We start from the raw sequence: 19,056 nt of genomic DNA, 5'->3' as shown, positions 1-19,056 counted from the left end.
TCTTGGGGCTCGCCCTATTGACCGAAGCGCGGCCCGTCCTTCAAGAATTCAAGCTCTTCCGGCGTGCTGTTGCGGCCCAACACGGCGTTGCGGTGCGGAAAGCGGCCAAAGCGGGCCACGATGTCGCGGTGCAGGATCGCGTACTGCAGGTTGTTGGCCAAGATGTCTTTCAAACCTTCGGGCGCGCCCGCGTGCAGGCGCTCAAAACAGGCCACGCAGGCGTTTTGCTGCGCCAGTGTTTCGGCGTGCATCAGTGGCATGTACACAAACAGGCGGCCGGCGCGGGGCAGGGCCGCGTCTTCACCCGCGTCCAGCGTGCGCTGGCTCAGCGCCTGGGCTCGGGCGTCGCCGGCAAAGGCGTGGGCCTGGCCTCGGTAGACGTTGCGGCTGAATTGGTCCAGCAGCAGGATGAGCGCCAGGCGGGCCATCGGGTCGGCCTCCCAATCGGCCAAGCCGCCGGCCATGGCCTCTTCCACCAGCGGGCCAAATTGGGCGCGGATGTTGGCGTCCACTTCGGCGCCGCCTTTGAACCACAGGTCGCCCCGGTGGGGTTGGGGCCAGTCGGTCAGCAGGTCGTCGCCCAGCCAGAAGTGCAGAACCTGGGCGGCGGCGGGGGGTAAGGTGGTCATGGCAGCGTGTTCAACAAAGAGCATCACGGCATTCTAGAAGTGGCGTGTAACATCCGCCGCGCTCTGTCACGCCGCCCACCATGTCCAACGCCCCTTCCCGCCTGGCCCTCATCGACGCCCTCAAGGCCGTGGCCTCGCAGTTCATCGTGCTGCACCACCTGGCGTTTTATGGGCCCATGTCCGACTTCACGCACAAGTTGTGGCCCGGCCTCATCACCTGGCTGAGCCAGGACGCGCGCATGGCGGTGCAGGTGTTTCTGGTCATCAGCGGGTTTTTGTCGGCCCGCGCCTTGGCGCCGCACGGCGTGTTGCGTGGGCAGCACCCACTGCGGCTGGTGATGTCGCGTTACATCAAGATCAGCCTGCCCTACCTGGCGGCGCTGCTGGTGGCCATGGTCTGCACCGAGGTGGCCCGGCGCTGGATGGCGCACGACTCCATCCCCGACACACCGGAGCTGCTGCAGTTTTTGGCGCACGCGCTGCTGCTGCACAGCGTGCTGGGCATGGATGCGCTCTCGGCCGGCGTGTGGTACGTGGCCATCGACTTCCAGCTCTTCACCCTCTTTGTGGCCGTGTTGTGGCTGGCACGCAGCCTGGCCAACGGTGCGGCGCGTGCCACCGCATGGGCCGTCATGTTGTTGATGGCGGCGCTGGCGCTGGCCTCCTTGTTCGTCTTCAACCGCGACTCGGATTGGGACAACTGGGCCTTGTACTTCATGGGTGCCTACACCCTGGGCGCCATCACCTGCTGGGCCAGCCTGCCAGGCCAGCACCGGGCGTGGCGCTGGTTGGCGGCGGTGCTGGTGCTGGCCACGGTGCTGGCGCTGGCGGTGGACTTCCGCGAGCGTATTGCGCTGGCCCTGGTGGTGGCCCTGCTGCTGGGTGTGGCGCAGTGGGGCGGCTGGCTGGCCAGCTACCCGCGCAGCCGGGTGCTGGCTTACCTGGGCCAAATCTCGTACTCGGTGTTTTTGCTCAACTTCCCGATTGGGCTGGTGGTGAACGCGGCCTTCACCCGCTTTGCCCCACCCGACCCCGTGGTGCAAACGGTGGGGGTGCTGCTGGCGTGGCTGGCTTGCAATCTGGCGGGCGCGCTGTTCCACCACCAGGTGGAGCACCGGCTGCGGCGCCTGGGCTGAAGCCGTTACGTTTGCTCACGGTCTTGACACTTGGAGGTGGATTGTCAAGACCGGGCTGAGGTGCAATACGGCAACGGGCTACAGCCCTGCTTCAACCGGAGACCCTCATGACTTCTGACCGACCTTCAACCGCATACCGACCATGGCTGGGCCGTGGCCTGGCCTGGGTGGCCGGCCTGTGCGCCCTGGGAGCCGCCAGCGTGGCGCAGGCTCGCGATGTGAACTGGTCCATCGGCATCGCCTCGCCCGGCGTGTCGGTGGGTGTGTCCAACCACCGCCCGGTGGTGGTGTACCCGCAGCCGGTGTACGGCCAACCAGTCTATGGCCAGCCCGTCTACGTGCACCCGCAGCCTGTCTACCAGGTGCGGCCCATGCCGGGCTATGTGCAGCCGGTGGTGGTGCACCCTTACCCGCCGGTGGTGGTGTACGGCCCGCCCGGCCACGGTCACAAACACAAGCACCGCCATGGGCATCGCCATGGAAACGAACGCTGGGAGCGTGACGACGACCACCGTCGTTGGCGTTGATTTTTTCTCGTTGGTTTTCCAAGGCTCCCGCTGTGCGCAAGTGCAGCGGGTTTTTTCGTTTCCGCTCGCACTTTGCGCCGCCTTCACACCGCTGAAACCCCTGCGGCATGAACAGCGACCCGGGGTTTCTACAATTTGGGCATGAACCTCAAGAAGTGGAGCGCCACGGCGCTGGTGTTGGTGGCGGCGGCAGGCGCGGGCTGGTGGTGGATGCAGCGCGGTGACGCGCCCGCCGTGAGCTACCGCACCGCCAAGATCGAGCGCGGGGGGCTGCAAGCCACGGTGTCGGCCAGCGGTGCGGTCAACCCGGTCACCCAGGTGTCGGTGGGCACCCAGGTCAGCGGTCAGATTCGCGACCTGTATGTGGACTACAACGCCGAGGTCAAGGCCGGGCAGTTGATCGCGCAGATCGACCCCGAAACCTTTGAGTACCGCGTGCGCTCTGCCCAGGCCGACTTGGACGCCGCACGCGCCAACGTGCTGACCGCCCAGGCCAACGCCGCCGCCAGCCGCGCCAACCTGTCGCGCGCGCAGACCGATCTGGCCGAAGCGCAGCGCAGCCACGACCGCAACCTCAACCTCGTGGCCCAGGGTTTCATCACCCAGAGCGAGGCCGACCGCACCCGCGCCCTGGTGGCATCGGCCAGTGAAACCATCAAATCGGCCCAGGCGCAGCTGGGCGTGAGCGAGGCGCAAATCAAATCGGCCCAGGCCACGGTGGCGCAGCGTGAAGCGGTGCTGGCCCAGGCCGGTGTGGACCTGGGGCGCACCCGCATCAAGTCGCCGGTGGACGGCATCGTCATCAAACGCGCGGTGGAGCGTGGCCAGACGGTGGCTGCCAGCCTGCAGTCGCCCGAGCTGTTTGTGATCGCGCAAAACCTGTCGGACATGCAGGTGGATGCCAGCATCGACGAGGCCGACGTGGGGCGCATCCGCACCGGCCTCAAAGCCACGTTCACGGTGGATGCGTTTCCGGGGCAGAGCTTTGACGGCGAGGTGCTGCAGGTGCGCAAGGCCGCGCAAAACGTGGCCAACGTGGTCACCTACATCGCGGTGGTGCGTTTTTCGAATGCGGCAGGGCGCTTGTTGCCGGGCATGACGGCCAACGTGCGCATCCTCACCGACGCGCGCGAAAACGTGCTCAAGGTGCCCAACGCCGCCCTGCGCGTGCGCCTGCCGGGCGTGGAGCCGGCCGGTGCGGCGCCGGCTGACGCAGCGGCGCCCGTCGCTGCAGCAGCGGGCAGCGGTGCTGGCGGACGCAACCCCATGACCGAGTTGCGCGACCGCCTGGTCCAGCAACTCAAGTTGACGGAAGACCAGATTGGCAAGGTCGATGGGATTTTTGCCAGTGCCCGCCCCCAGTTTGCGGCGCTGCGCGAATTGCCTGAAAAAGACCGCCCCAAGGCGCGCGAACGCATCATGGTCGAGGTGCGTGCGCGCATTACCGATGTGTTGAGCCCCGAGCAAAAGCCGCTGTACGCGGCCTTGGTGGCCGAACAGTCGGGGCGGCAGAGCACACGCGGGCGTGTGTTTGTGCTGGGTGCCGATGGCAAGCCACAAGCGTTTGATGTGCGCCTGGGCATCAGCGATGGCAGCATGACCGAATTGATGATGCCCGCCAACTCGCCCTTGGCCGACACGCTCAAGGTGGGCGCCGAAGTCATTGTGGGCACCCAGTCCGCCGCACCGCGCGCGGCGTCGGGCCCGCGTTTCTCGTTCTGATCGGCGCACACCCATGGCACTGATCGAGGTCGAGCACCTGCGCAAAAGCTACACGTTGGGCGGGCAGACGGTCCGGGCGCTGGACGACGTGAGCCTGTCCATCGACGAAGGCGAGTTTGTCGCCATCATGGGCGCTTCGGGGTCTGGCAAGTCCACCCTGATGAACATGCTGGGCTGCCTGGACAGGCCCGACAGCGGCAGCTACCGTTTGGCCGGCGAGCCGGTGCAGGCCATGGGCAAAGACGCGCTGGCGGCGGTGCGCAACCGGCGCATCGGTTTTGTGTTCCAGCAGTTCAATTTGTTGCCCCGCACCTCGGCACTGGAAAACGTGGAGTTGCCCATGGTGTATGCCGGCGTGAAGGCTGGCGACCGCCACCAGCGCGCCCTGGCGGCGCTGCAGCGCGTGGGCCTGGGCGAACGCACCGGCCACACGCCAGCCGAGCTCTCGGGCGGGCAGCAGCAGCGGGTGGCGATTGCCCGCGCGCTGGTCAACCAGCCGCAGCTCATCCTGGCCGATGAACCCACCGGCGCGCTCGACTCGCGCACCAGTGACGACATCATGCAACTGCTGGCCCAGCTCAACGCCCAGGGCATGACGGTGGTGCTGGTGACCCATGAGCACGACGTGGCGGCCTGGGCGCGGCGGCGGCTGGTGTTTCGTGATGGCCAACTGGTGGAAGACGCGCGCCAGCCCGGGCGCGTTGCGGCTGCTTCAGCCCAGGAGACCGCATGAACACGCTGGCCGCCGTTCGAAGCGCCTGGCGTGCCCTGCGCGCCAACCTGCTGCGCAGCCTGCTCACCATGCTGGGCATCATCATCGGTGTGGCCGCCGTCATCACCATGATTGCGGTGGGGCAGGGCGCCACCGACCGTGTGCAGGAATACATGAAGGTGCTGGGCTCCAACATCATGCTGGTTTTGCCCGGTGGCGCCAACACCGGCGGTGTGCGCCAGGGCGCGCAGACCGCACAGGGCCTGACCGAAGACGACGCCACCGCCATCGCGCTGGAGGTGCCCGAGGTGCAGGTGGCCGCGCCCAGCTCGCGCGCCACCGTGCAGGCGGTGTATGGCAACAGCAACTGGAGCACGCCCGTGTTTGGCGCCACCAACGACTACCTGGAAGCGCGCGACTGGCCGCTGGAGAGCGGTCGCCTGTTCGAGGCCGCCGAGCAGCAGGGCGCGGCCAAGGTGGCGTTGATCGGTTCGACGGTGGCGCGTGAGCTGTTTGGCGACCAGGACCCGATTGACCAAGTGGTGCGCTTGCGTTCGGTGCCGGTCACCATCGTGGGCGTGTTGTCGTCCAAAGGGCAGAACTCCTGGGGATCGGACCAGGACGACATCATGATCGTGCCCATCAGCACCTTCCGCAACCGGCTGCAGGGCGGCACGGCGGGGCGCATCAAGCGGGTGGCCACCATCTCCGTCAAGGTGCGCGACGGTGCCGACATGAAGGTGGCCGAAGAAAACATCACCGAATTGCTGCGCCAACGTTTTCGGGTGCAACCGGGGGCCGACGAGCCCTTCCGCATCCGCAACCTCACCGAAATGCTGCAGACGCAGGAGGCGTCCAGCCGCACCATGACCATGCTGCTGTCGGCCGTGGCGGGCATCAGCCTGGTGATTGGTGGCATTGGCATCATGAACATCATGCTGGTGAGCGTGACCGAGCGCACCCGCGAGATTGGCCTGCGCATGGCGGTGGGCGCGCGTGGGCGCGACATCCTTTCTCAGTTCCTCATCGAAGCGGTGACGCTGAGCCTGGTGGGCGGTGCCGTGGGCGTGCTGCTGGGGGCGGCAGCCACCTGGGCTGTGGGCGAGTTTGCTGGCTGGAAGGTGAGCATGACCCTGGACTCCGTGTTGCTTGCCGCCGGTTTTGCCGCGTTTGTGGGCGTGTTTTTTGGTTACTACCCGGCGCACAAGGCTTCACGTTTGTTGCCCATTGAGGCCCTGCGGCACGAGTAGACTCCAGGCTTCCGGTTTCCTCCACCCATGCGCGTTCTGCCCCTCCCCCTGCGTTTTGCTGCCGCTCCATTGGCCCGTTGGCACGCGCTGCTTGCCCTGCTGCTGGCGGGCTTGGTGCTGGTGTTGGGAGGCTGTGTCGCGCTCACCGGGCCGCGTGTGGTTTCGGTGTCGGAGGCGCAGCTTGCGCAGCGCATTGCCGAGCAGTTTCCGGTGCGTCGCCGTTACCTGGAACTGTTTGACCTCACCCTGTCGGCGCCGCGTGTTCGCCTCATTCCGGCCGAGAACCGCGTGGGCACCCGCATGGACTTTGCGCTGGGCGACTTCTGGGGCGGCTCACGACGCTTTGACGGGGCGCTGTCCCTGAGCTACGGGCTGCGCTTTGAACCTTCCGATGCCAGTGTGCGCATGACCGATGTGCGCGTGGAGGCCTTTGACGTGCCGCGCCTGAGCGGCCCCATGGCCAACCAGGCGCAGCGTTTGGGTGCGCTGGTGGCCGAGCACCTGCTCAACGATTTCAGCCTGCACCGCTTCAAACCCGAGGACCTCCAGTCCGCGCAACGCCTGGGCTTGCGCCCCGGTGTGCTGAAGGTGGTGCCGGGTGGGCTGCAACTCGAACTCACTCCCCATTCCCACTGATTCATGGACCCAGTTTTGTTGCTCAAGGCCGCCGTTATGGGGGTGGTCGAGGGGCTGACCGAGTTTTTGCCCATTTCATCCACCGGCCACCTGATTCTTGCGGCGGCGCTGCTCGATCTGCACGGGGACAAGATCAAGCTGTTTGAAATCGTCATCCAGACCGGGGCCATCATGGCCATCGTCTCGCTGTACTTTCAGCGGCTGTGGCAAACCGCCAAAGGCCTGGCCACCGAACGCGAGGCCCAGCGCTTCACCGCCAATGTGCTGATCGGCTTTTTGCCCGCGGCCGTGGCCGGCGTGATGTTCATTGGCTTCATCAAGCAGGTGTTGTTCAGCCCCATCGTGGTGGCCTTGGGCTTCATCGTGGGCGGTGTGGTTATTCTCTGGGCAGAGCGCCGCCAGGTGGGCGTGTTGGCGCGGGTGGACAACGTGGACGAACTGCGCTGGCGCGACGCCCTCAAGGTGGGCCTAATCCAGTGTGTTGCGCTGGTGCCTGGTGTCAGTCGCTCGGGTGCCACCATCATCGGGGGCATGCTGATCGGCTTGTCGCGCAAGACGGCCACCGAATTCAGCTTTTTCCTCGCCATTCCCATGTTGTTTGGCGCAGCAGCGTACGACCTGTACAAACACGCCGGGCTGCTGAGCACCGCCGACCTGCCGCTGTTTGCCGTGGGGCTGCTGACGTCTTATGTGTCGGCCTGGGCCTGTGTGCGCTGGCTGCTGCGATTTGTGGCCAGCCACACCTTCGTGCCGTTTGCCTGGTACCGCATCGCGTTTGGCGGCTTCATTCTGCTGTCGGCTTGGGCAGGCTGGATTCGCTGGACGGCGTGAACACCGCCACCCGGTCGCCGCCGCTGTGCGAGGCCTGCTGGCGGGCCTGTGCGGCATGTGCCTGCAGATCGGCCAGGTCGTCCCCGTGGGCCGGGTACATGGCCATCCCGATGCTGGCCGAGACCTGAAGCCAGTGGCCGTCCACCACCAGCGGTTCGTTGATGTGGTGGCGCAGTTTGTCGGCCACGGCCAGGGCGTCTTCGGTGCCCTCGACGTTTTCCAGCAGCAGCACAAATTCGTCGTTGCCGGTGCGGGCCACCGAGTCCGACGCCCGGGTGCAGGTGGCCATGCGGCGCGCGGCCTGGCGGATCACGTGGTTGCCCATCTCGACACCCAGCGCCTCATTGATGGGCGCCACACCTTCGAGCAACACCTCCATGAGCACAAAAGCGCTGCGGTTGCGTCGCGCTGAGGCCAGCGCATGCGACAGCCGATCGGCCAGCAGCGCGCGGTTGGGCAGATCGGTCAGCGGATCGCGCTGGGCCATCACCCCCAGTTGCGACTGCGCCTGTTTGAGCGGCTGGATGTCCATCACCACGCCGGCCAGGGTGTCGGCCTGGCCGTGGGCGTCGCGCGACAACACGCGCCCGCGCCACAACAGCCAGTTCCAGCTGGCAGGCCCCCGGGCGAAGCGCACCTCGCAATCGAGGTGATCACTTTTGCCCGCTAGCGCATCCCGCCAGGCACTGCGCCATGGGTCGAGATCCTGAGGGTGCAGAAGCAGCTCCGTGGCCGCGAGGCTGCTGTGGCCGGCGGTGCCGGTGTCTTTCAGGCCAATCAGCGTGCCCGAGCGTGTGTCCAGCACGAGACGCTGGGTGCTGGAATGCCAGTCCCACAGGCCGGCCTGCGTGCAGTCGAGCGCGTTGTTCAGTCGTGCCAGTTCGGCGGTGGTATCCGTTGCGGTGGGCTCCACCGGTGGGGTGGCCCGGGGCGTGGCGCTGGTGCGCCGGTTTTGGGTCATGGTGTCAGCAAAGCTCTTCTTGCTCGAAGCAGCGAGGTAGGCGCAATTGTGACCAACTATTTCACATTTACCTTTTGTTCACAATATGTTACGCCGCTTGGGCCGGTGTTGCGCTCAGGCCGGAGAGCACGTCTTCGATCAAGGCGGCGGTTTCCTGCGGTTGCTCCATGGGGAACAGGTGGCTGCCTTCCAGCATGCGGAAGCGTTCGGGGTGCTGTTTGCCCACCACTTTGTGTGTCATCGCCATGCCCACCTGTTGCATCTCTTGCGAGTGCGTGCCACCAATGAAGGCCACAGGGCATGGCAAGGGGTGGCGGCGCAGCAGGCGGTCGAGGTGGTGGGGCAGGGTGTTGTAGATCGCCGTTTCGATGTCGCGGTCGAAGTCCAGCACCCGGCGCACGCCGTCGGCGGTGGGCTGGTCGTGGGTGCAGTGGGTCACGTAGTCGCGCAGCACCTGCGGGTGCCAGCGCGCAAAGGCTCGCTTGTGTTGAAAGTGGGCCAGGGCATCGTCCAGGCTGGGCCACTGGTGGCGGCGGCGGCGGCTGATTTTGCCGGGTGAGACCGAGCCCACCAGCTGCGCGCCCTTGATCAAGGCCAGCGTTCGCGCACGCCAGCCGCCCAGCAGCGGTGAGTCAAGCAGCAATACCCCTTGCACACCTTTGCCACCCAGCTGCGGGTGTTGGGCAGCGCACATCACGCTCACAAACCCGCCCAGCGAATGACCCACAAGAAACGCCGGGCCCCGGTGCTTCTCAATCTCGGGGCCGGCGAAGTCGGCCAGTTGGTGCACCAGATGGGGCCAGTTGCTGGTGACGGGATAACGCGGGTCGTGGCCAAACTTGTCCAGCGCCTTCACCGCAAAGCCGCGCGCGCGCAGCGAGCGGAACATCAGGTTGTAGGTGGCGGCGGGAAAGCTGTTGGCGTGGGCAAAAACGATCAGCGGGGTCTGGCTGTGGGGCATCGTGGTCAGATCAACTTGTCCTTCGGGGTGCTGATCTTCTTGAGCGCACGGCGTGCGCTGCCCGTCATCAGGGGCACGGCGGTGTGGCTGCCGTCCCAGGTGGGGTGTTCGATGCTGTCGAACACCTCGCGCAGCTTCTGGCCCCAGGTGTTGTGCAGCATGCGGAAGTAGGGGTTGTTGTCGTCGATGCAGACGATGCGGTCGCTTTTGAGCTGATCGGCTTCGTACACCACCAGGTCCAGCGGCAGGCCCACCGACAGGTTGGACTTGAGCGTGGAATCCATGGACACGAGCACACACTTGGCGGCTTCGTCCAGCGGCGTGTTGGGTGTGATCACGCGGTCCAGCACGGGTTTGCCGTACTTGGATTCACCGATCTGGAAGAAGGGCGTCTCGGCCGTGGCTTCGATGAAGTTGCCTGCCGAATAGACCTGGAACAGGCGCATGCCCTCACCGGCCACCTGGCCGCCGAAGATCATGGAAACGTTGAAATCGACCCCGGCGCGCTTGAGCGATTCGCCGTCGCGGTCGTACACGTGGCGCACGGCGGCGCCCAGCACGCGCGCGGCATCGAACATGCTTTTGGCGTTCCAGATGGTGATGGCTTCATCGGTTTCCGGGTCCTTGAGCTGCTCCACTTGCAGGATTTCGCGCACCGACTGCGAGATGCTCAGGTTGCCCGCCGACAGCAGGCACATGAAGCGCTCCCCCGGCTTCTCGTAGACGATCATCTTGCGGAAGGTGCTGATCTGGTCCAGGCCCGCGTTGGTGCGTGAATCGGACAGGAACACCAGCCCGGCATTGAGTTTGACGGCGACGCAATAGGTCATTTCTTTTCGCTCAGTTTTTTCAGTGTGTAGACCAGCTCCAGGGCCTCCCGGGGGCTGAGTGTATCGGGGTCGATCTGGGCAAAGGCCCGGTCCAGCGCGCTGGGCTCGGGCTCGGCGGTGGCCGGCGGCGGAGCGAACAGATCGACCTGGCTTTGCGCTTGCTGGCTGTGGGCCTCCAGCGCGGCCAGCGCGTGTTTGGCGTGGCTCACCACCGCGCCAGGCACGCCTGCCAGGCGCGCCACCTGCACGCCGTAGCTGCGGCTGGCCGGCCCGGGCTCGATCTGGTGCAGGAACACGATGTCGCGCCCGCCCGACTCCACCGCACTCACATGCACGTTTTGTGCCGCGTGGTGGCTGGCCGGGAACTCGGTCAGTTCAAAGTAGTGCGTCGCGAACAAGGTGAAGGCGCGCACCTTGTCGTGCAGGTGGGCGGCAATGCCACCGGCCAGCGCCAGGCCATCGAAGGTGGACGTGCCCCGGCCGATCTCGTCCATCAGCACCAGGCTTTCGGGCGTGGCGCTGTGCAGGATGTGCGCGGCCTCGGTCATCTCCAGCATGAAGGTGGATTGGGCATTGGCCAAGTCATCCGCCGCACCGATGCGGGTGTGGATGGCGTCCAGCGGGCCCAGGCGGCAGCTTTGTGCGGGCACGTAGCTGCCCATGCTGGCCAGCAGCGCGATCACCGCCACCTGGCGCATGTAGGTGCTTTTACCGCCCATGTTGGGGCCGGTGATGATTTGCATGCGGGCCTTGGGGCCCAGCACCGTGTCGTTGGCAATGAAGCTGCCGCCACTGGTTTCGTTGAGGCGGGCCTCCACCACCGGGTGCCGGCCGGCGCGGATTTCGATGCACGGCTCGGGTGTGAACTGTGGCGCCGTCCAGTTGAGCGTGAGCGAGCGTTCGGCCAGCGCACACAAGGTGTCCAGCGTGGCCAGCGCACGGGCCACGCGGTCCAGCGTGGGCAGGTGGGCTTGCAGCGCGTCCAGCAGCTGTTCGTACAACCACTTTTCGCGCGCCAACGCACGTTCCTGGGCGCTCAAAGCTTTGTCTTCAAAGGCCTTGAGTTCGGGCGTGATGAAACGCTCGGCGTTCTTCAAGGTCTGGCGGCGGCGGTAGTCGTCGGGCACCTTGTCGAGTTGGCCTTGTGTGACCTCGATGTAGAAGCCGTGGACCTTGTTGAACTGCACGCGCAGGTTGGCAATGCCGGTGCGCGTGCGTTCACGGGTTTCGAGGTCGAGCAGAAAGCCGTCGCAGTTGGTCTGGATGGCGCGCAGCTCGTCCAGCTCAGCGTCAAAGCCGTGGTTGATCACGCCACCGTCGCGCACCAGCGCGGCGGGTTCGGGCAGCAGGGCGCGGTGCAGCAGCACGGCGCCGTCGGGCGGCGGTTGCAGGTCGCCAGCCATGGCAAGCAGCAGGCTGGGCGCGTGGCCTGCTGCCAAGGTGGCGTGCAACTGCTGTGCCAATTCGGTTGCCTGCGCGAGTGTGTGGCCCAGCGCCACCAATTCGCGTGGGCGCACCTGGCGCAGCGCGGTGCGGGCGGTGATGCGCTCCACATCGGCCGCGCCTTTCAAGGCATCGCGCAGGCGCTCGCCCCGAAAGCCCTCGCGCAGCCAGCCGATGGCGGCCAGGCGTTGGCGTGCGGGTTCGCGGTCGCGTGGGGGTTCGAGCAGCCAATGGCGCAGCAGGCGGCTGCCCATGCCGGTGCGGCAGGTGTCGAGCAGCGAGAACAGCGTGGGCGCCGTCTCGCCGCGCAGGGTGTGGGTGAGTTCGAGGTTGCGCCGGGTCATGGCCGGCAACTCGATCAGCTCTTGCGGCCGCGCCACCTGCAACTGGCGCACGTGGGCCAGCGCACGGCCCTGGGTGTGTTCGGCAAAGTCCAGCAGCGCGGACGCGGCGGCGTGGGCCAGCGGCAGGTCTTGTGCGCCCCAGCCGGCCAGGCTGCCGGCGTCGAGCTGGGCCAGCAGCTTGCGTTCGCCCAAAGCGGGGTCGAACTGCCAGGCGGGGCGCGGCGTGAGGCTGGGCCGGCCACTGCCGGGCAGGCCAAACCCTTGCTCGAAGGCCGGTGGCGCGTCGGCGCTGTAGAGGATTTCGCTGGGGTCCAGGCGCTGTTGCCAGGCGGCCCAGTCGTCCTTGTCGCACTGGGCCAGGTGCACCGTGCTCTGCGTCACGCTCATCCAGGCCAGGCCCAGTTGGGCGCGCGGACCGTGGTGCACCGCCAGCAACAGGGCCTCGCTTTTGTCCGACAACAACTCCGCATCTGTCAGCGTGCCGGGGGTGACCACGCGCACCACCTTGCGCTCCACCGGGCCTTTGCTGGCGCCCACTTCGCCCACCTGCTCGCACACGGCCACCGATTCGCCAAGCTTGATGAGGCGCGACAGGTAGCTCTCGACCGAGTGGAAAGGCACACCTGCCATCACCACCGGCTGGCCGGCCGACTGGCCACGTTTGGTCAAGGTGATGTCGAGCAGGCGCGCGGCTTTTTCGGCGTCGTCGTAGAAGACTTCGTAAAAGTCGCCCATGCGGTAGAACACCAGCGTGCGCGGGAACTCGGCTTTGATGGCCAGGTACTGCGCCATCATGGGGGTGTGCTGTTCCAGCGGCGCGGACAGGGCTTGTTCGGTCAGCGTCGGGGTGGCGCTCATGTCAGTGCCGCCCGGCTGTCCGAAGGCACTGATGCGCCCCCTTGGGGGGCAGCGATACGCGAAGCGATGAGCGAGGGGGCAGTTTCATTTCAAGGGTCAGACAGCGGGCAATTGGTAGAACTTGCGCAGCCCTTCCCAGGCCTGCAGCGGGTCATCGACGTAGTGGAAGAGTTTGAGGTCGGCTTCCGAAATCGTGCCTTCGTCCACCAGCACGTCGAAGTTGATCAGCCGCTTCCAGAAATCGCTGCCGAACAGGAAGATGGGCACGGGTTTGGCCTTGCCACATTGCACCAGGGTGAGCACCTCGAACAGCTCGTCCAGCGTGCCAAAACCGCCGGGAAACGCCAACAGGGCTTTGGCGCGCATCAGGAAGTGCATCTTGCGCAGTGCGAAGTAGTGGAACTTGAAGCTCAACTCGGGCGACACGTAGGGGTTGGCCTGCTGTTCGTGTGGCAAGGCGATGTTCAGGCCGACGGTGGGCGCGCCGACATCGTGTGCACCCCGGTTGGCGGCTTCCATGATGCCGGGCCCGCCGCCCGTGGAGATGTAGAGCTGGTCTTGCACTGGGCAGCGCTGGCTGTATTGCGCGACATGGCGGGCGAAGGTGCGGGCGTGTTCGTAGTAGGCGGCGTTGCGCACAGCCGTTTGCGCCTTGCGGATGGCCTGGGCATCGCAACCGCGCTGGGCGTGTTCCAGCTCGTGTTGTGCGTCTTCCGGTGAACGGAAGCGGGCGCTGCCAAACACCACGATGGTGTTGTGAATGCCGCGCGAGGCCTGTTCGAGATCGGGTTTGAGCAACTCCAGCTGAAAGCGGATGCCACGGGTTTCGCGACGCAGCAGGAATTCGGGGTCGGCAAAGGCCAGTCGGTAGGCATCGGCTGTCAGCGGGTTGCCCTGATCTGCGTGCGCCTGCAGCTCGGCCCAGGCATCGGCCAGACGGGTTTCGTTGAGGTTTTGTGTGGTTTCCATGCGATGACTGTATCAAGCCAGTAGGTGGTGCCACTGCGCGCAGAAACAAAAAGGGCTCCACGAAGGAGCCCTATCTGCCGAGTGGCAAGGATCAGACGCGCTTGCGGTATTCGCCGGTGCGGGTGTCGATTTCGATCTTGTCGTCTTGCGACACGAACAGTGGCACGGCCACTTCGAAGCCGGTGGCGATCTTGGCCGGCTTGAGCACCTTGCCGGACGTGTCGCCTTTGACGGCGGGTTCGGTCCAGGTGATCACACGCTCAACGCTGGTGGGCAGTTCGACCGAGATGGCCTTGCCGTCGTAGAACACCACTTCGACCGACATGCCGTCTTCGAGGTAGTTCAGGGCGTCGCCCATGTTCTCGGCTTCCACTTCGTACTGGTTGTAGTCGGTGTCCATGAACACGTACATCGGGTCGGCGAAGTAGGAGTAGGTGCACTCCTTGTGTTCCAGAATGATCTGGTCCATCTTGTCGTCGGCCTTGAACACCACTTCGGTGCCCATGTTGTTCAGCAGGGCCTTGAGCTTCATGCGCACGGTGGCAGCGCCACGGCCGCCACGGGCGTATTCGGTTTTCAGGACGATCATCGGGTCCTTGCCGTGCATGATGACGTTGCCGGCGCGGATTTCTTGAGCGATTTTCATGGTGGGTCTGGCTGTTGAAGCTGGGGTTGCGCCGCTGCTGGAGGCGTCCACCCCATGCGGGGCCTTCAGCGGAATGGGGCGGCAGGACTTGCGATCAACCCGCAGCAGCTGGTGTTCTTGAGCCACCCTGGCCGGTTGCGGCGCCTTACCGGCCAGCCCCCAAGGGCCGGCAACCGAGCTGTCGCCGTTCGCAAAACCCGAGATTTTACCCAAGATTGACGACGCCCAGCGTGTGCAGCCGCTGAATCTCGTCCTGTGACAGGCCCAGGGCGGCCAGGATCTCGCCCGTGTGTTGCCCGTGCCGGGGCGCCGGGGCCAGGGCAGCACCGGGCGTGCCGTCGGCCAGGTAGCCGGCGCCAAAATCACACACCGTGCCACGCGGGTAGGGCGTGTGGCGCTGAGGCAGGGTCATGCGCGCTGTGGTGGTGACGGTGGCCAGCGTCTCAGACAGCGTTCGCACTGGCGCACAGGGCACGCCACGGGCGGACAGCGCCGCTTCCAGGGTGGCCAAAGGCAGGCGCCGCATGGCGGTGGCCAGCCGGTTGTGCAGTTCGCTTGCGTCGCGGGCCGCCACAAAACCGCTGGCCGTGGTGGCGGGCTGGTCGATCAGCACCGGGTCGTCGGGCAGGGCGGCCAAGCCCAGCACCTCGCACAAGGCGCGGAACTGCGGCAGCGTGTTCGCGGCGGTGGACAGCCAGCCGTCGGCGCAGGCAAACGTGGCCGCCCCGGGGCTGCCGGTGAAGCCTCGGTTGCCCACCCGCGGGGAGTCTTCGCCGCTGTGTGCCACCTTGGCCACCTCCGGCCACATCAGTTGCAGCGCGGCCTGCGCCATGGAGATGTCCAGGCGCGCGCCCTGGCCTGTGCGCAGGCGGCGCAGCAAGGCCGTGGTGATGGCCTGGGCGGCCACCATGCCGGTGGCGGTGTCCACCACCGGAAACCCCACTTTCATCGGGTCTTGCGTGGCGTCGCCCTGCAGGCTGCTCATGCCCATGGCCGACTGCACCACGTGGTCGTAGGCCGGCCGGCCGGCCCATTCGCCTTGCTGGCCGAAGCCGGAGATTGAGGCGTAGACGATGTCGGGCCGGATTCGGGTCACGTCTTCAGGTCCCAGCCCCAGGCGGGCGGCCGCGCCGGGTCGGTAGTTCTCGATGAACACATCGCACTGCGCGATCAGGGCCTCGACGAGGGGCCGCGACTCCGGTCTTTTGAGGTCGATGGCCAGCGAGCGCTTGCCGCCGTTGATGGCCGCAAAACCAACCGACACACCGGTGTCCAGTGTTTGCCCAGGCCGTCCGTGTCGCAGCACGTCGCCCCGTTTCGGGGGTTCGACCTTGATGACCTCCGCCCCTTCGAGCGCCAAGTAGTGCGAGGCCGTGGGGCCGGCGATCACGTGCGAGAGGTCCAGCACCTTGAAGCCGGCGAGTGCGTTCATGGACATGTGTGGCCTCCCGCCGGGCCACCCCAAGGGATGTCAGCCCCATTGGGGGGCAGCGACAACACGAAGTGATGAGCGTGTGGGCACATCGTCAGTCTGCCTTCACGCCGGCCAGTTGGATGACCTTGGCCCATTTGGCGGTTTCGGCCCTCATGAAAGCGAGGAACGCCGCCGGTGACTCGGAGGTTTCGACGCTGGAGCCGGTGCTGAGGTAATGCGCCTGCAACTCGGGGTCTTGCATGGCTTTGCGAGTGGCCACAAACAGTTGCTGCACCACGTCGGCCGGTGTGTGGGCGGGCACCCACAGGCCTCCCCAGGCCTCCTGCACCATCAGTTCGTCGTTGTAGAGCTCTTTGAGGGTGGGCACGTCGGGCAGGGTGGCTAGGCGTTTGGCTCCACTGACCGCCAGCGCACGTACCTTGCCTGACTTCACCTGTGGCACGGCGGTGCCGGCGATGGGGAAGGCGAACTGGATTTGTTTGCCCAGCAGCGCGGGCATCAGCTCCACCGAGCCCCGGTAGGGCACGTGGATGGCGTCGAGTTTGAGCTGGCTGGTGAAGGTGGCGCCCGCCAGGTGTGCGGCGGTGCCGATGCCGCCCGAGCCGTAGTTGAGTTGGCCAGGGCGGCTGCGGACGAGGGCCTCCAGTTCTTTGGCGGTCTGGATGGGCGAATCGGCCGGCACCACCAGCACCGTGGGCGAGCTGCTGGTTTGTGTCACGGGGATGAAGGTGACCACGGGGTCGAACTGGGCTTTGGGGCGCAGGATTTTTTGCACCACCTGCGACACCGAGCCCGCCAGCACCGTGTAGCCATCGGGCGGGGCCTGGGTCACCACTTCGGCGGCCAGGATGCCCGCCGCACCCACCCGGTTTTCCACCACCACGTTGCCGTTGAGGGTGGCACCCAGCTTGGTGGCCAGGCGGCGGGTTTCGATGTCGGGGCCCCCGCCGGCCGCGAAGGGCACGACGATCTTGACCGGGCGGCTGGGGTAGGCCTGTGCGGCCACCTGTTGGGCCGACAGCACGCCGAGCAGGCACAGGCTGCTGAAGGCCAGTTGTTTGAGCAAGCGCATGGGTGTCTCCGTTGTTGTGTGTTGCCGTGGGAAACGGTGTGGACAAATCTAAACTGCTGATCCATCAAAAACAATTACCAAATTGCTATGGAGACATCACAAAGTGAAATGGTGGAGGTGCTCAACCAGCGCCTCGAACGCCTCAAGATCCGGCACCTGCGCCTGCTCGATCAGGTGGCCAGGCGCGGCTCGCTCAGCGCTGCCGCCAGCGCGTTGGGCATCAGCCAGCCGGGTGCCACCAAGCTCTTGCACGAGCTGGAGGCGGCGCTGGACCAGACCCTGCTGGAGCGCAGCGCGCGGGGCGGGCAGCTCAATGGCCAGGGGCGCTTGGTGCTGGAACGGCTGCGGGTGGCCCTGGGCGCCATGGACGCCACCGCCACCGCGCTGGTGCAAGGCGTGGATTTGCCTTTGTTGCGCGTGGGTTTGTTGCCGCTGGTGGGCATCGAGGCCTTGGGCCATGTGGTGCAGGACCTGATGGCCCGTGCCCAATTGCCCCGGCTGCAATTGCAATTGGGCACGGTGGACCAGCTGGTGCAGTGGTTGCGCGAGAGCGAGGTGGACTGTGTGGTGGGCGTGTTGGGTGGCGATCTGACGCCACAGGCGTTGGCACCGTTCGAGATCACGCCGCTGTGGCAGCAGTCCACCGTGGTGGTAGCCGCGCGCGACCACCCGCTGGCGCAGCGCCGGCGCGTGCCGCTGACCGAACTGCAGGGCGCCGATTGGGTGCTGATGCCGCAGCGCAGCGCCAGCCGCAAGGCCTTTGACCGCGCCTTTCTGGCGGCGGGGCTGGTGCCGCCGAGTGCACGCATCGAGACCGAGTCCTTCTACATCGCCTTGGGGCTGGTGGCGCACACCCGGCTACTGGCCGTGGTGCCCATGGGCGCTTACCGGCAGCAGGCCGCGTTGGTGCGCCGGGTGGCGATGGTGCCGGCATTCGCGCCTTCTGCCGTGGTCATGCTCACCCCCAAGGGTGTGGTGCCCGAGCTGCCCGTGGTGTCGCTGTGGCGCGAGGCCTTTGTGCGCGCCGCCGCGTTAGAGGCGGCTCACCTGAGCGATCAGTTGTGACACCAGGTCTTCCTGGACGGACACCGTGCGCCGCGCGCGCCGCACGGTGTCCGTCCAGGTGCGGGCATCGTAATGGGGCAGCCGGGCAGGGGTGTCGGCGTTCCAGAACAGGTGTTGTGCCCGCATGTCGGCCGGCGCTTTCAGCCAGTCCAGAAAGGCTTGCAGCTTGGTGTGGTGGGCGCCGTCGTCCTGCGGGTAGATGTGCCAGACAAACGGCCGGCCGGCCCACAGCGCACGCACCAGCGAGTCTTCGCCGCGCACCATGTTCAGGTCGCTGGCCCACAGCACGTGGTCGAACTCGGTCTGGCTGCAATGGGAGCGCCAGGTGAGGCGCAGCGGCCCATGCTGGGTGCCCTCGCCCAGGTGTTGGCGCACGGCGGCCATCGGCCGGCCGGGGGCCACCAACAGGTGTGTGGGCGCACTGTCTGGCTGGCGCAGGTGGTCCAGCCAGGTGCCGAGGTTGACGGGCTCGTAGCAGAACAGGCTGACGACCTGTTCACCCGCCCAGCCCGGCGCATGGGTTTGCAGCCACGTACCGCGATCGAAGCGGGCTTGCCGCGCCTGCAGGTCGTCTTCGCGCAGCAGCCCACCGGTGGCTGGCGTGAAGCCGGGGTAGAAGAAATGTTTGGTGCGCCCCGCCAGCGGGCCACGCATCACCGGCGAGGGCAGGCCGTGCATGCGCTCCACATAGGCTTCGGCGCTGAGGTATTCCAAGTTGATCCACGGCCCTGCTTGGGGCGCCACGGCCAGCACCCACGCGTCGGGGATGTCACACCCGAAGGCTTCGACCAGCACGTCACCAGCCGGCAGACCGGTGGGGGGCTCGCAGTGCCAGTGCCGCACGTCCACGCCCTCCGAACCACGGGGGGCCATCCAGGCCAGCGCCGAGGTGTCGTCCACCCACAGCCGCACCCGGTGGCCGCGCTTGGCCAATTGCGCGGACAAGCGCCAGCACACGCCCAGGTCGCCGTGGTTGTCCACGACCTGACAGAAAACATCCCATAGCAGCGAAGGCATGGTGGGCATTGT

18 protein-coding genes are annotated in these 19,056 nt (G+C 66.4%); 8 read left to right on the top strand and 10 right to left on the bottom strand.

Annotated elements, in window-relative coordinates; all coding sequences use genetic code 11:
- Window positions 1–14 precede the first annotated feature (14 nt).
- On the bottom strand, window positions 15–629 hold the full coding sequence (locus tag ACFQU0_RS05975) for a DUF924 family protein (protein WP_382199240.1): 615 nt from the start codon (window positions 627–629) through the stop codon (window positions 15–17).
- 80 nt (window positions 630–709) lie between these two features.
- Here ACFQU0_RS05975 and ACFQU0_RS05970 point away from each other — a divergent pair, with 80 nt between their 5' ends.
- The 7 genes from ACFQU0_RS05970 to ACFQU0_RS05940 all read left to right on the top strand — a co-directional run bounded on the left by ACFQU0_RS05970 (window position 710) and on the right by ACFQU0_RS05940 (window position 7,443).
- Window positions 710–1,765, top strand: coding sequence for an acyltransferase family protein (locus tag ACFQU0_RS05970; RefSeq protein WP_382199239.1), 1,056 nt, complete (start codon window positions 710–712; stop codon window positions 1,763–1,765).
- 107 nt (window positions 1,766–1,872) lie between these two features.
- The gene (locus ACFQU0_RS05965) at window positions 1,873–2,292 is read left to right on the top strand and encodes a hypothetical protein (RefSeq protein ID WP_382199238.1); all 420 of its coding nucleotides are present in this window, start codon (window positions 1,873–1,875) and stop codon (window positions 2,290–2,292) included.
- 141 nt (window positions 2,293–2,433) lie between these two features.
- Complete coding sequence (locus ACFQU0_RS05960; RefSeq protein ID WP_382199236.1) at window positions 2,434–4,014, top strand: efflux RND transporter periplasmic adaptor subunit; 1,581 nt, start codon at window positions 2,434–2,436, stop codon at window positions 4,012–4,014.
- Window positions 4,015–4,027: 13 nt separating this feature from the next.
- On the top strand, window positions 4,028–4,747 hold the full coding sequence (locus ACFQU0_RS05955) for an ABC transporter ATP-binding protein (protein ID WP_382199234.1): 720 nt from the start codon (window positions 4,028–4,030) through the stop codon (window positions 4,745–4,747).
- Window positions 4,744–5,976, top strand: a complete 1,233-nt coding sequence (locus ACFQU0_RS05950; protein ID WP_382199232.1) for an ABC transporter permease — start codon at window positions 4,744–4,746, stop codon at window positions 5,974–5,976. Before ACFQU0_RS05955 ends, ACFQU0_RS05950 begins: the two co-directional genes overlap by 4 nt.
- 27 nt (window positions 5,977–6,003) lie before the next feature.
- Window positions 6,004–6,612 carry a YceB family lipoprotein gene (locus ACFQU0_RS05945; protein WP_382199231.1) on the top strand — a complete coding sequence of 203 codons (609 nt, stop codon included), beginning with the start codon at window positions 6,004–6,006 and terminating at the stop codon, window positions 6,610–6,612.
- Between the two features lie 3 nt (window positions 6,613–6,615).
- Window positions 6,616–7,443: an undecaprenyl-diphosphate phosphatase gene (locus ACFQU0_RS05940; RefSeq protein WP_382199230.1), complete on the top strand. Its 828-nt coding sequence runs from the start codon at window positions 6,616–6,618 to the stop codon at window positions 7,441–7,443.
- Here the strand turns inward: ACFQU0_RS05940 and ACFQU0_RS05935 are convergent.
- From ACFQU0_RS05935 to ACFQU0_RS05900, 8 genes are all read right to left on the bottom strand, one after another.
- Window positions 7,397–8,404 (bottom strand): diguanylate cyclase domain-containing protein, encoded by a 1,008-nt coding sequence (locus ACFQU0_RS05935; RefSeq protein ID WP_382199228.1) that lies wholly within the window; start codon window positions 8,402–8,404, stop codon window positions 7,397–7,399. The two genes, ACFQU0_RS05940 and ACFQU0_RS05935, sit on opposite strands and share 47 nt — an antisense overlap.
- An 88-nt stretch (window positions 8,405–8,492) precedes the next feature.
- The gene (locus ACFQU0_RS05930) at window positions 8,493–9,365 is read right to left on the bottom strand and encodes an alpha/beta hydrolase (RefSeq protein WP_382199226.1); all 873 of its coding nucleotides are present in this window, start codon (window positions 9,363–9,365) and stop codon (window positions 8,493–8,495) included.
- A gap of 5 nt (window positions 9,366–9,370) precedes the next feature.
- Window positions 9,371–10,195, bottom strand: coding sequence for a proteasome-type protease (locus ACFQU0_RS05925; protein WP_382199225.1), 825 nt, complete (start codon window positions 10,193–10,195; stop codon window positions 9,371–9,373).
- Window positions 10,192–12,840, bottom strand: coding sequence for a DNA mismatch repair protein MutS (gene mutS / locus ACFQU0_RS05920; protein ID WP_382199223.1), 2,649 nt, complete (start codon window positions 12,838–12,840; stop codon window positions 10,192–10,194). Before mutS ends, ACFQU0_RS05925 begins: the two co-directional genes overlap by 4 nt.
- Before the next feature lie 96 nt (window positions 12,841–12,936).
- A complete protein-coding gene (locus tag ACFQU0_RS05915) occupies window positions 12,937–13,809 on the bottom strand; it encodes an LOG family protein (protein WP_382199221.1) in 873 nt (290 codons plus the stop codon).
- Between the two features lie 91 nt (window positions 13,810–13,900).
- Complete coding sequence (efp, locus tag ACFQU0_RS05910; RefSeq protein WP_382199220.1) at window positions 13,901–14,455, bottom strand: elongation factor P; 555 nt, start codon at window positions 14,453–14,455, stop codon at window positions 13,901–13,903.
- Between the two features lie 205 nt (window positions 14,456–14,660).
- Window positions 14,661–15,893: a CaiB/BaiF CoA transferase family protein gene (locus ACFQU0_RS05905; protein WP_382199218.1), complete on the bottom strand. Its 1,233-nt coding sequence runs from the start codon at window positions 15,891–15,893 to the stop codon at window positions 14,661–14,663.
- A gap of 88 nt (window positions 15,894–15,981) precedes the next feature.
- Window positions 15,982–16,962 carry a Bug family tripartite tricarboxylate transporter substrate binding protein gene (locus ACFQU0_RS05900; RefSeq protein WP_382199216.1) on the bottom strand — a complete coding sequence of 327 codons (981 nt, stop codon included), beginning with the start codon at window positions 16,960–16,962 and terminating at the stop codon, window positions 15,982–15,984.
- 87 nt (window positions 16,963–17,049) lie between these two features.
- Here ACFQU0_RS05900 and ACFQU0_RS05895 point away from each other — a divergent pair, with 87 nt between their 5' ends.
- Window positions 17,050–18,027, top strand: a complete 978-nt coding sequence (locus ACFQU0_RS05895) for a LysR substrate-binding domain-containing protein (RefSeq protein ID WP_382199215.1) — start codon at window positions 17,050–17,052, stop codon at window positions 18,025–18,027.
- On the opposite strand, the gene earP is transcribed toward ACFQU0_RS05895, so the two are convergent.
- Entirely contained in the window at window positions 17,995–19,053 is a 1,059-nt protein-coding gene (gene earP / locus ACFQU0_RS05890) for an elongation factor P maturation arginine rhamnosyltransferase EarP (protein ID WP_382199213.1), read from the bottom strand. The genes ACFQU0_RS05895 and earP overlap by 33 nt on opposite strands.
- Window positions 19,054–19,056 lie beyond the last annotated feature (3 nt).

The sequence above is a fragment of the Hydrogenophaga defluvii genome (assembly GCF_042665235.1).
GTDB classification, from domain to species: Bacteria; Pseudomonadota; Gammaproteobacteria; order Burkholderiales; family Burkholderiaceae_C; genus Hydrogenophaga; species Hydrogenophaga defluvii_A.
The sequence above is the reverse complement of the archived record's forward strand: the minus strand, read 5'-3'. Positions and strand labels throughout refer to the sequence as shown.